The 11,670-nt window shown below is 73.3% G+C and carries 10 protein-coding genes and 1 pseudogene; 6 read left to right on the forward strand and 5 right to left on the reverse strand.

The annotated features are described in order from the left end of the window. Positions 1 to 52: 52 nt before the first annotated feature. Positions 53 to 1,000: a LysR family transcriptional regulator gene (locus JXZ78_RS29865; protein WP_030017462.1), complete on the forward strand. Its 948-nt coding sequence runs from the start codon at positions 53 to 55 to the stop codon at positions 998 to 1,000. 22 nt (positions 1,001 to 1,022) lie between these two features. On the opposite strand, the gene JXZ78_RS29870 is transcribed toward JXZ78_RS29865, so the two are convergent. From JXZ78_RS29870 to JXZ78_RS29885, 4 genes are all read right to left on the reverse strand, one after another. Further along, positions 1,023 to 1,535, reverse strand: a complete 513-nt coding sequence (locus JXZ78_RS29870; RefSeq protein ID WP_030017464.1) for a hypothetical protein — start codon at positions 1,533 to 1,535, stop codon at positions 1,023 to 1,025. Positions 1,536 to 1,751: 216 nt separating this feature from the next. Continuing rightward, positions 1,752 to 2,447 (reverse strand): gamma-glutamyl-gamma-aminobutyrate hydrolase family protein, encoded by a 696-nt coding sequence (locus tag JXZ78_RS29875; protein ID WP_030017465.1) that lies wholly within the window; start codon positions 2,445 to 2,447, stop codon positions 1,752 to 1,754. Between the two features lie 49 nt (positions 2,448 to 2,496). Next, positions 2,497 to 3,969 carry an ethanolamine permease gene (gene eat, locus JXZ78_RS29880; protein ID WP_030017466.1) on the reverse strand — a complete coding sequence of 491 codons (1,473 nt, stop codon included), beginning with the start codon at positions 3,967 to 3,969 and terminating at the stop codon, positions 2,497 to 2,499. Positions 3,970 to 4,082: 113 nt separating this feature from the next. Beyond that, on the reverse strand, positions 4,083 to 4,862 hold the full coding sequence (locus tag JXZ78_RS29885) for a FadR/GntR family transcriptional regulator (RefSeq protein ID WP_050501996.1): 780 nt from the start codon (positions 4,860 to 4,862) through the stop codon (positions 4,083 to 4,085). Between the two features lie 73 nt (positions 4,863 to 4,935). On the opposite strand from JXZ78_RS29885, the gene JXZ78_RS29890 reads away from it, so the two are divergent. The 4 genes from JXZ78_RS29890 (at position 4,936) to JXZ78_RS29905 (ending at position 9,924) form a co-directional block, all read left to right on the forward strand. After that, positions 4,936 to 6,303 (forward strand): glutamine synthetase family protein, encoded by a 1,368-nt coding sequence (locus JXZ78_RS29890; protein ID WP_030017468.1) that lies wholly within the window; start codon positions 4,936 to 4,938, stop codon positions 6,301 to 6,303. Positions 6,304 to 6,316: 13 nt separating this feature from the next. Then, entirely contained in the window at positions 6,317 to 7,687 is a 1,371-nt protein-coding gene (locus JXZ78_RS29895) for an aldehyde dehydrogenase family protein (protein WP_030017469.1), read from the forward strand. Further along, positions 7,684 to 8,496 (forward strand): 3-oxoacyl-ACP reductase, encoded by an 813-nt coding sequence (locus tag JXZ78_RS29900; protein ID WP_030017470.1) that lies wholly within the window; start codon positions 7,684 to 7,686, stop codon positions 8,494 to 8,496. Before JXZ78_RS29895 ends, JXZ78_RS29900 begins: the two co-directional genes overlap by 4 nt. A 129-nt stretch (positions 8,497 to 8,625) precedes the next feature. Beyond that, complete coding sequence (locus JXZ78_RS29905) at positions 8,626 to 9,924, forward strand: HAD family hydrolase (protein ID WP_030017471.1); 1,299 nt, start codon at positions 8,626 to 8,628, stop codon at positions 9,922 to 9,924. Positions 9,925 to 9,954: 30 nt separating this feature from the next. Here the strand turns inward: JXZ78_RS29905 and JXZ78_RS29910 are convergent, their stop codons facing one another. Further along, positions 9,955 to 11,172, reverse strand: coding sequence for an amino acid deaminase/aldolase (locus JXZ78_RS29910; RefSeq protein WP_030017472.1), 1,218 nt, complete (start codon positions 11,170 to 11,172; stop codon positions 9,955 to 9,957). 225 nt (positions 11,173 to 11,397) lie between these two features. Here JXZ78_RS29910 and JXZ78_RS29915 point away from each other — a divergent pair. Further along, positions 11,398 to 11,670: pseudogene (locus JXZ78_RS29915) on the forward strand (zinc ribbon domain-containing protein); the annotation flags it as partial.

Consider the following 11,670-nt stretch of genomic DNA (forward strand, 5'->3'; position numbering starts at 1 on the left):
CGCCCCGCCTCCCACCAGAGACCTCGTCCCTATGAGCCCATAAGGTGGGGTTATGGGTTCAGGAAATGCAGGACAGCCGGCGGCGGACCCGGTGGTTCCGCTCGCACATCGGGTACCGGACCTCGGCGCGCTGGAGCTGCTGCTCGCCGTCGCCAGGCTCGGCAGCCTCGGGCGGGCGGCCCGCGAACGGGGCATCAGCCAGCCCGCCGCCAGCAGCCGCCTGCGTTCGATGGAGCAGCAGCTGGGTGTCGCCCTCGTCGAACGCTCACCGCGCGGCTCGCGCCTGACGGACGCGGGCGCCCTGGTCACGGACTGGGCCCGGCAGGTGGTGGAGGCCGCCGAGGCGTTCGACGCGGGCGCGCAGGCGCTGCGCGGGCGGCGGGACTCGCGGCTCCGGGTCGCCGCCAGTATGACGATCGCCGAATATCTGCTGCCCGGCTGGCTCATCGCGCTGCGCACACAGCGTCCGGACACCGCGGTCTCCCTGCTGGCCGGGAACTCCGCCGCCGTCGCCGAGCGGCTCCTCGCGGGCGAGGCCGACCTCGGGTTCGTGGAGGGACTCGACGTGCCCGCCGGGCTGGACGGCGCGGTCATCGGTCACGACCGTCTGGTGGTGGTCGCCGCGCCCGCCCACCCGTGGGCCCGGCGCCGTACGGAGCTGACGGCGGCCGAACTGGCCGCGACCCCGCTGATCCTGCGCGAGCGCGGTTCCGGCACCCGCCAGGTCCTGGACGCGGCACTGGCCGGGCACGGCGGCCTCGCCGCGCCACTGCTGGAGCTGGCCTCCACGACGGCGGTCAAGGCCGCCGCGGTGAGCGGCGCCGGGCCGTCGGTGCTCAGCGAACTGGCCGTGGGGGAGGAGCTGGCGGCGCGGCGGCTGGTCGAGGTCCCGGTGCTCGGCACACGCTTCAGCCGCGATCTGCGGGCGGTCTGGCCCGCCGGGCAGCGGCCCGCGGGCCCGGCCCGCCAGCTGCTGGGGCTGACCCGCGCCCTGCCGTGACCGGGACGCGGCCGGGCCGGGGTCAGCGGTCGGCCTGGTACGCCGCGTCCGCGCCGGTGGCGGTCCTGCCGTCGGCTGCGGTGTAGGTGACGGTGCGGTCGCCTCTGATCTGGAAGACGTTGGTGGGCCGTTGCCGGTTCTGCGGGTTGCAGACCGACACCGGGACGGTGTAGACGGTCTGGTACCGCGCCCCGTTGGACGTGGTCACCCGCGTCACGAAGGTGACCACCCCCTTCTTGGCGGGGTGGCTGCCGTTCGGCGCCTCGTGGATCCAGAACCCGTCCGCGGTCGACGAGGAGTTCGTCGGCTCGACCGTGACCGAGTTGTCCGCGTTGAACCGCACGGTCCGTACCTTCGTGCCGTCCTGGGTGTACGGCTTGGACAGCTCGAACCGCGCTCTGCCGCCCGCCTGAGGGGCCTGGACGTAGTCGCTCGCGCTGCCGCCGCACTGGCCGGGGGCGGCCACGGCGGATCCGGGCTGGGTGAGGAGGGTGAGGGCCAGGGCGGCGGACAAGCCCAGGGCGGCGGACTTCAAGTGGCTTCGGTGGCTTCGGTGGTGTCGGTACGTCATGGCGGAACCCACTTCCGTCGGAAGGACAGCACGCGGCCGGGCCCTGCCGAAGACGGCCGAGCCCCCGGCGTTGACGCAGGTCACCGCCGGTTCAGCGAGCGTATCCAGGCTCCGGGGGGAGATGGCATCGCTGAATCGGATGGGTTTGCCGCCGCAATTTGCAGTTCTCGGGAACGGTTTTCAGGAACCGCCCGCCGCCCGTACCAGCGCGTCCATCACCCGGGTGTCGTCCCCGGCCTCCGGATGCCACTGCACGGACAGGACGAAGTGCTCGGCGCCGGGCAGTTCCAGGGCCTCGACCGTGCCGTCCGCCGCATGGGCGGACGGGCGCAGACCGCTGCCGAGCCGGTCCACGGCCTGGTGGTGGTAGGTCGGCACGGACACCGCCTCGGGCAGGATCCCGCCGAGCAGGGTGCCCGGTTCCGGCTTGACCTCGTGGCGGTCGAAGACGCCGGCCGGGCCCGCGTGCCCGTCGAGGTGCTGCACGAGGGTGCCGCCGAGGGCGACGTTCAGCAGTTGCAGGCCCCGGCAGACGCCGAGCAGCGGCACGCGCGCCTCCAGTGCCGCGTCGATCAGCGCCAGCTCCCAGACGTCCCGGTCGCGGGCCGGCGGGCCGGTGCGCGGGTCGGTGCCGGCCCCGTACCGTACGGGCTCCACGTCCGGGCCGCCCGCGATCACCAGGCCGTCCAGCCGGGCGACGGCCGCGGCCGCGGTGCCCGGGTCGCCGGGCGGCAGCAGCGCGGCGAGACCGCCGCAGCGCTGGACGAGGCGGTGGTAGCCGGCCGGGAGCACGGCGGCCGGCAGGGCCCAGACGCCCCAGCGGGCGTCGTCGGCGACGTAGGTGGTGACACCGATGAGGGGCGGGGGAGTGGACACGGGGCCTCCGGAGGGTGCGGGGGTGAGGGCTGGCCTGGCGGGCTGCCGGTCAGTCGCGTTCCAGTTCGGCCTCGGCCGCCGCGAGTGCCGCGAACTCCTCCTCCGGGGCCGCCGCGACCAGCCGGTGCCGGGAGTAGGACGCGAAGTACGCCAGGGCGACCCCGTAGACGCCGAGAGCCATGAGGGCGGCCTCTTTGTCGACGAGGAACGTCGCCACCAGCGCGGCGCAGGCCAGCACGAAGGCGACGGACGAGGTGAGGGTGCCGCCGGGGGTGCGGTACGGGCGGGGCAGCTCCGGTTCGCGGCGGCGCAGCACGATGTGCGAGAGCGACATCAGGGCGTAGGAGATGGTGGCGCCGAAGACGGCGATGTTGAGCATCCGGGCGCCGTCGCCGGTCGCGGCGGCCAGCGCGAAGCCCAGCGCGCCGGGCACCAGCAGCGCCAGGTACGGGGCCTTGCGGCGGCTGGTGAGGGACAGGAAGCGGGGCAGGTAGCCGGCCCGGGAGAGGGCGAAGAGCTGCCGGGACCCGGCGAAGATGAGGGAGAAGAAGGACGCCACCAGGCCTGCCAGGCCCGCGTAGTTGACGATGCGGGAGACGGTGGTGGGCTCCCCGTGCGGCTGGAGTGCCTGCACCAGCGGGTCGCCCACCGACTGGACGGCGGCGGAGCCCCGGGCGCCGGTCGCGGCGACGAAGGTGACCAGCGCGAGCAGCAGCAGGATGCCCATCGCGGCGGCCATCGCCTTCGGCAGCGTACGGGCCGGGTCCTTGGTCTCCTCGGCGGCCAGCGGCACGCCCTCGACGCCCAGGAAGAACCACATGCCGAACGGGAACGCCGCCCAGATGCCGAGGATGCCGAACGGCAGCCACGAACTCGCGCCGAACGCGCCGGTGTCGACCGGGATGTCGTCCAGCGCGCCGACGTGGAAGTCGCTGAGCGCGCCGACCGCGAAGACGACGACCGCGGCGACCGCGACGGCGGTGACGACCAGGCTGAAGCGCAGGGCCTCGCCCACGCCCCACAGGTGGATGCCGATGAAGACCACGAAGCAGGCCAGGTACACGGGCCAGCTGGAGGTCAGTCCGAACAGGCCGAGGGATTCGACGTAATCGCCGATGAAGAGGGAGATCGCCGCGGGCGCGAGCACGTACTCGATGAGGATGGCCGTGCCGGTCAGGAAGCCGCCCCAGGTGCCCAGCGCGCGCCGCGCGAAGCCGTAACCGCCGCCCGCCGTCGGCAGGACGGAGGCGAGTTCGGCGAGCGCGAACACCAGGCAGGTGTACATCAGGCCCATCAGGACCGCGGCGATGGCCAGCCCGCCGAAGCCGCCCTGGGCCAGGCCGTTGTTCCAGCCGGAGAAGTCGCCGGAGACGACGTACGCGACGCCCAGGCCGGTGAGCAGGAGCGGGCCCGCGCTGCCGCGCCGCAGGGTGCGCTTCTGGAGGTAGGCGTCCTGGGGTGCGGAGTCGCCGGCCGAGGCGGCCGCGGGCGGTGCGGTACGGGGGTCCGTGCTGTCGGCCATGAGCCGCTCCTGCCTCGCCGAGGGGTGCGTGAGGGGGAAGTGCAGTAATGGTTTAGCCACGTACCTTTGCGTCGTGGTGCGGCCGAGCGCAAGCCCCCTGCGTAAAAGACTGGTTACACCGGCGGGCCCGTCAAGAACCCCCGCAGCAGCGCCGCCGTCCCCGCGCAGTGTTCGCGCATCACTTCCCGCGCACCGTCCGCGTCACCCTCCAGTACCGCCTCGACCAGCGCGGTGTGCTGCGCCTGGGAGTGCTCCAGGTTGCGTACCAGCAGCGGGATGCAGTCGAGCAGCTCGTTCACGCCGGCCCGCACCGCGGCGTACTGCGCCGCCAGCGACGACGAACCGGCCAGCTCGGCCAGCGTCAGGTGCAGCAGCGTGTCGCGCCGCCGGTAGTCCGCCAGCGGCGCGTCGTGGGTGGCGGACAGGGCCTCCCGCAGCCGCCGTGCCTGCGCGTCGCCCAGCCCGTGCGCGGCGCACAGCCCGGCGGCGCCCACCTCCAGCACCTCGCGGAACCGCAGCGCGTCCTCGACGTCCACCTTCTCGACGCGGCGCCGCAGCTCGTCCTCGCCCGCCGTCTCCGGGCGCGGCCGGACGAACGTGCCGCCGTAGCGGCCGCGCCGGCTCTCCACCAGCCCCTCGTCCTGGAGCACCTTGAGGACCTCGCGCAGCGTCACCCGGCTGATGTGCAGCCGCTCCGCCAACTCCCGCTCGGCGGGCAGGCGTTCACCGCCCTGGACCAGCCCCAGCCGGACGATCTGGAGTATCTGCTCCAGCGCCTCCTCGAACCCGTTGCCCGCCCGCACCGGGCGCAGTACGGGCGCCAGCCGGTCCGCCGGGCGCCTCGCCGGACCGCTCTGCGCGGAGCCCGCCGCGCCGTTGTCCGCACCGTCCACCGGAACCCCTTCCCAACCAATGGTTCGTGGGCCTACCTTATGACCTCCGGATGCAGCGACAGGAGGCACCACCGTGGCAGACCGCACGCCCCCGCTCGCCGTCGAGGAGCTGACCGGGCTCGTCGACGCCGGGGAGATCGACACCGTCGTCCTGGCCTTCACCGACATGCAGGGCAGGCTCACCGGCAAGCGGTTCGCGGCCCGCCACTTCCTCGACGAGGTGCTGGAGCACGGCACCGAGGGCTGCAACTACCTCCTCGCCGTGGACGTGGACGTCAACACCGTCCAGGGCTACGCGATGTCCTCCTGGGAGCACGGCTACGGCGACTTCGCCATGCACGGCGACACCGCCACCCTGCGCCGCACCCCGTGGAACCCCGGCACCGCCCTGCTCACCGCCGACCTCGCCTGGCACGACGGCTCACCGGTCGCCGCCTCCCCGCGGCAGATCCTGCGCCGCCAGCTCGACCGGCTCGCCGAACGCGGCTGGAGCGCCTACGCGGGCACCGAGCTGGAGTTCATCGTCTTCCGCGACACCTACGAGGACGCCTGGAACCGCGGCTACCGCGGCATGACCCCCGCCAACCAGTACAACACCGACTACTCCGTCCTCGGCACCGGCCGTGTCGAACCCCTGCTGCGCCGTATCCGCAACGAGATGGGCGCCGCCGGGATGACCGTGGAGTCCGCCAAGGGCGAGTGCAACCTCGGCCAGCACGAGATCGCCTTCCGCTACGACGAGGCGCTGACCACCTGCGACCAGCACTCCGTCTACAAGACCGGCGCCAAGGAGATCGCCGCCCAGGAGGGCATGGCGCTGACCTTCATGGCCAAGTACGACGAGCGTGAGGGCAACAGCTGCCACATCCACCTCTCGCTGCGCGACGAGGCCGGGCAGCCCGTGATGGCCGACGACTCGGGCCCGTACGGCATGTCGACGGTCATGCGGCACTTCCTGGCAGGACAGCTCGCCGCGCTGCGCGACTTCACCCTCTTCTACGCACCCAACATCAACTCCTACAAGCGCTTCCGGCCCGGCTCCTTCGCCCCCACAGCTGTCGCCTGGGGCCCGGACAACCGCACCTGCGCACTGCGGGTCATCGGCCACGGGTACGGCCACCGCCTGGAGAACCGCCTGCCCGGCGGCGACGTCAACCCGTACCTCGCCGTCGCCGCCATGGTCGCCGCAGGTCTGTACGGGATCGAGCACGAGCTGGAGCTGCCAGAGGCGTGCACCGGCAACGCCTACACCGGCGACGCCGCGCACGTGCCCGCCACCCTGTGCGAGGCCGCCGCCCTGTGGGAATCCAGCCCCATCGCCCGCGAAGCGTTCGGCGACGAGGTCGTCGAGCACTACCTCCACATGGCCCGCGTCGAACAGGACGCGTACGACGCCGCCGTCACGGACTGGGAGCGCTTCCGCTCCTTCGAGCGCATGTAAGGAAAGCTGCGACGTGTTGCAAGAGCTGCGCATCATCAACCCGGCGACCGAGGAACTGGAAGCCGTCGTCCCCGTCACCACCCCCGCCGAGGTGGACGAGGCGGTCCGGCGGGCCGCCACGGCACAGGAGAAATGGGCCGCGCTGCCGCCCGGCGACCGGGCCCGCCTCCTGCGGCGGTTCGCCGGGGTCGTCGAGGAGAACAGCGAGGCGCTGGCCAGGCTGGAGCTGGCGGAGGCCGGCCACCCGCTGGGCAACGCCCGGTGGGAGGCGAACAACGTCGTCGACCTGCTGCACTACGCCGCCGGGGGAGTGGAGCGGCTGACCGGCAGCCAGATCCCCGTCGCCGGCGGCCTGAACATCACCGTCCAGGAGCCGCTCGGCGTCGTCGCCGTCATCGCGCCCTGGAACTTCCCGATGCCGATCGCCGCCTGGGGCACCGCCCCCGCGCTCGCCGCCGGCAACGCCGTCCTCCTCAAGCCCGCCGAGACCACCCCGCTCACCGCCCTGCGCCTCGCCGGGTACGCGCTGGAGGCGGGCCTGCCCGAGGGCCTGTTCCAGGTCCTGCCGGGCGAGGGCGCGGTCACCGGCGACGCCCTGGTCGAACACCCCGGCGTCGCCAAGGTCGTCTTCACCGGCTCCACCGCCACCGGCCGCGGCATCGCCGCCAAGTGCGCCGCGCGGACCAAGCGCCTGACCCTCGAACTCGGCGGCAAGAGCCCCAACATCGTCTTCGCCGACGCCGACCTCGAACGGGCCGCGGCCGCCGCCCCCGGCTCCTTCCTGGACAACACCGGCCAGGACTGCTGCGCCCGCAGCCGCATCCTGGTCCAGCGCTCGGTCTACGACCGCTTCATGGAGCTGCTGGAGCCCGCCGTGAAGGCGTTCGTCGCGGGCGACCCCGCCGACCCCGCCACACGGATGGGCCCGCTGATCTCCGCCGCCCAGCGCGAGCGCGTACGGTCGTACGTCTCCGAGGACGCGCCCGCCGCCATCCGCGGCGAGGCCCCCAAGGGCAAGGGCTTCTGGTACCCGGCCACCGTCCTGGAGGGCCGCCCGGACGACCGTACCGCCGTCGAGGAGATCTTCGGCCCGGTCGCCGTCGCGATCCCCTTCGAGGACGAGGCCGACGCCGTACGGCTCGCCAACGCCACCGACTACGGCCTCTCCGGCTCCATCTGGACCCGCGACGTCGGCCGCGCCCTGCGGGTGTCCGGCGCGGTCGCCGCCGGGAACCTCTCCGTCAACTCGCACAGCAGCGTCCGCTACTGGACCCCGTTCGGCGGCTACAAGCAGTCCGGCCTCGGCCGGGAGCTGGGCCCCGGCGCGCTCGCCGCCTTCACCGAGACCAAGAACATCTTCATCAGCACCGAGGAGCAGCAGTGACCGACCAGACCACCGCGGCCGCCGACGGCAGCGCGACCCCCGTGTGCCGTCGCCTCGTCGGCCGTACCGCCGTCATCACCGGCGCCGGCAGCGGCATCGGCCTGGCCACCGCCCGCCGTCTGGCCTCCGAGGGCGCGAACGTGGTCTGCGCCGACATCGACGAGAAGGCCGGCAAGGCCGCCGCCGAGGAGGTCGGCGGGACCTTCGTCCAGGTGGACGTGACCGACTCCGACCAGGTCGAGGCGCTGTTCAAGGCCGCGTACGACACGTACGGCTCGGTGGACGTGGCGTTCAACAACGCCGGCATCTCGCCCGCCGACGACGACTCGATCCTCACCACCGGGCTGGACGCCTGGAAGCGCGTCCAGGAGGTCAACCTCACCTCCGTCTACCTGTGCTGCAAGCACGCGCTGCCCTACATGCAGCGCCAGGGCAAGGGCTCGATCATCAACACGGCGTCCTTCGTGGCCGTGATGGGCGCCGCCACCTCGCAGATCAGCTACACCGCGTCCAAGGGCGGCGTGCTGTCGATGTCCCGCGAGCTGGGCGTGCAGTTCGCCCGTGAGGGCATCCGGGTGAACGCGCTGTGCCCGGGGCCGGTGAACACGCCGCTGCTGAAGGAACTGTTCGCCAAGGACCCGGAGCGCGCCGCGCGCCGCCTGGTGCACGTCCCGGTCGGCCGGTTCGCCGAGCCGGAGGAGATCGCGGCCGCGGTCGCCTTCCTCGCCAGCGACGACGCCTCCTTCGTGAACGCCGCGGAGTTCCTGGTGGACGGCGGAATCGCAGGGGCGTACGTCACACCCGTGTAGGCCGCAGCCTTCTTCGCGGATACAGTCCGAAGATCACCACCGGGACCGGCGCCCCGGCGCGCCGGTCCCGGTGTGCTTCTGCCCGCAGGAACGTCACTGCCGACATTCCGCCCCCATCACCGGAGAACCATGCGCACCAGACACGCCCTCGCCCTGGGACTCGCCGCCGCCGCGACCGTCACCACCCTCGCGGCCACCGGCCCCGCGGTCGCCGCGCCCGCCCACCCCGCGAAGGCCCCGGAGCGTACGAGCTGTCCGCAGCTCTCCAAGAACATCACGTGGTACGGGAACAACCGTGCCAAGATCCAGCGCATGATCGACGAGCGCGGCATCTGCTCCCACCCGAAGCCGGGCCCCGAGGGCCGGCCCGTCGCCGCCTTCGACTGGGACAACACCGTCGTCAAGAACGACATCACCGACGCCACGCTCGCCTGGTCCCTGAAGCACGACAAGATCCTGCGGCCCAAGAGCTGGAAGGCCACCAGCCCCTGGATGACCAAGGCCGCCGACCGCGCCCTGACCAAGGCGTGCGGCACCTCCGTGCCCGCCGGCCGCCCGCTGCGCACCTCCAAGAACGCCGCCTGCGCCGACGAGATCATGGAGATCCGCGGCACGGCCCGCACCATGAGCGGCCAGGCCGCCTTCGCGGGCGAGTGGAACCACCGCCGCACCAAGCCCGAGTACGCCTGGGTCCCGCAGCTGTTCGCCGGCCTGACCCCGGCCCAGCTCACCTCGTACACCCGGCAGTCCCGCGCCGAGGTCCTCGCCGCGCCCGTCGGCGCGAAGCAGACCGTCGGCACCCACCAGCTGGCCGGCTACGTCCGCTACTACGACCAGCAGAAGGACCTGATCCGCACCCTCAAGGCGGCCGGATTCGAGGTCTACATCGTCTCCGCCTCCTCGGAGACCGTCGCCGAGGCGTGGTCCGGCGGCGTCGGCATCGACCGCGCGCACACCATCGGCGTCCGCAGCCTGATGAAGAACGGCCGGTTCACCACCGGCATCCGCGGCTGCGGCGACGTCAAGGACGGCCACGGCGAGGTGCTGCCGTACATGGACGGCAAGCGCTGCCTGATCAACCAGGAGATCTTCAAGATCAAGGGCGCCGAGGCGTGGCGGTTCCAGGACCCCGCGCACCGCATCGCGCTCGGTGGCGGCGACGCCAACACCGACGTCACCTTCGTCAACGACGCGACCGGCATTCACCTGGCCATCAACCGTAACCAGCCGGAACTGATGTGCCGCGGCTACGACAACGCCGACGGCCGCTGGGTGGTCAACCCCATGTTCATCGAGCCGCTGCCCCGTAAGGCCGGTACGTACCCCTGCGCCACCAAGGGCTACACCAACACCGACGGCGGCCTCGGCGCGGTCCGGCGCCCCGACGGCACGGTGGTCCCCGACCAGAAGGACCGCATCCACGCCTGACCCGGCGGGCGGGCCGCACTTTCTCCTCGGCTACAGGAAGGTGCGGCCCTCCCCGCGGTACGTCGGCACCGTCGCCACCACCCGGTCCCCCTCGACCAGGTGCAGCTCGGCGAAGCGCTCGCACAGCTCACCGGCCTTCGCGTGCCGGAACCACACCTTGTCGCCGAGCCGCAGCCCGTCCGTGGCCGGCCCCAGCAGCGGCGTCTGCACCTCCCCGGCCTCCTCCTGCGGGTCGTAGCGCAGCCCCGCGGGCAGATACGGCACCGGTGACCGGTCCCGCCCCGCGACCCCGGACGCCGGATACCCCCCGCCCAGTACGGTCACGACACCGTCCCCCGGCCGCCGCACCACCGGCTGGGCGAACATCGCCGCCGGACGGCCCGAAAACGACCGGTAGTTGTCGAACAGCCGCGGCACGTACAGCCCCGACCCCGCCGCCACCTCGGTCACCGCGGCCTCCGCCGCCGTGTGCTGCACACTGCCCGTACCGCCGCCGTTGACGAACTCCAGGTACGGCGCCTCGGCCCGCACCGCGCGCACCACCTCCCAGCGCCGCCGCGCGATGTCCCGGCGCGCCGCCGTCTGCATCGCCCGCACGGCCCGCGAGCGCAGCGGATGTCCGGCCACCGCGTCACCCACACCCGCCACATGACCCTCGTACGCCATCAGGCCCACCACACGGAACCCCGGACGGCGCGTCACCGCACGGGCCAGCGCCGCCACCTGCTCCGGCCGGCTCAGCGGCGAACGCCGCGCACCCACCCGCACCCGCCCGCCCAGGGGCCGGAAAGCGGTGTCCCACTCCAGGCACACCCGCACCTCCTCGCCGCCCCCCGCGGGCCGGGCCGCGTCGATCAGCTCCAGGTGCGTCACGTCGTCGACCAGCACGGCCACCGCGCCGGCCAGCTTCGGATCGCCCGTCAGCTCCGCGAACCCCGCCCGGTCCGCCGACGGATACGCCAGCAGCACGTCCTCGAACCCCGACCGGGCCAGCCACAGCGACTCGGCCAGCGTGAAACTCATGATCCCCGCGAAGCCGTCCCGCGCCAGCGCCCGCTCCAGCAGAGCCCGGCAACGTACCGACTTGCTCGCCACCCGCACCGGCTTGCCCTGGGCCCGCCGCACCAGATCGTCGGCATTGGCGTCGAACGCCCCCAGATCGACGACGGCCAGCGGCGCGTCGAGACCGGCGGTGGCCCGGTCGAGGCGGGCCCTGTCACCAACTGCGTCGCACGAGTACCGGGACATGGCCCGCAGCCTGCCAGAACGGGCTACGGGTGGGTAGGGGGAGAGAACACGACAGACCGGGCGCCGGACACCCGGCCACGGCGGACGAGTTGGAGCACCGGTGGCGCCAGCCCGTAGAGTGGCGGACGCCGCAACCAGCAGGTCAGCGGTGTGATGTCCGGATACGAACCACCCTGCCCCGATTGCCGGTCGGGCCGGTGGAACACAGGCGCGAGGGGGAGCGCGGTGAGCACCGAAGCCGACTTCGCCGACGCGTCTCGCCTTCCCCGCACCCCGCCCCAGGCCCCGCCGGTACCGGCGCCGCCCGCCGAGGACCCGCAGACCGCCGTCCTGCGCCCGGTCCCGCCGGAACGGCCCGCCACCACCCCCGGCCCAGGCCCCATGCCGCCCACCGCGTCCACCAAGACCCCGGCGGCGGCCCCGCCCCGCCCCGCGACTCCGGCGGCCACCCCGCCCCGCCCCGCGCCCCCGGCGGCGCCGCACGCATCCGCGGACCCC

Source organism: Streptomyces monomycini (assembly GCF_022271435.1).
Classification (GTDB): domain Bacteria; phylum Actinomycetota; class Actinomycetes; order Streptomycetales; family Streptomycetaceae; genus Streptomyces; species Streptomyces monomycini.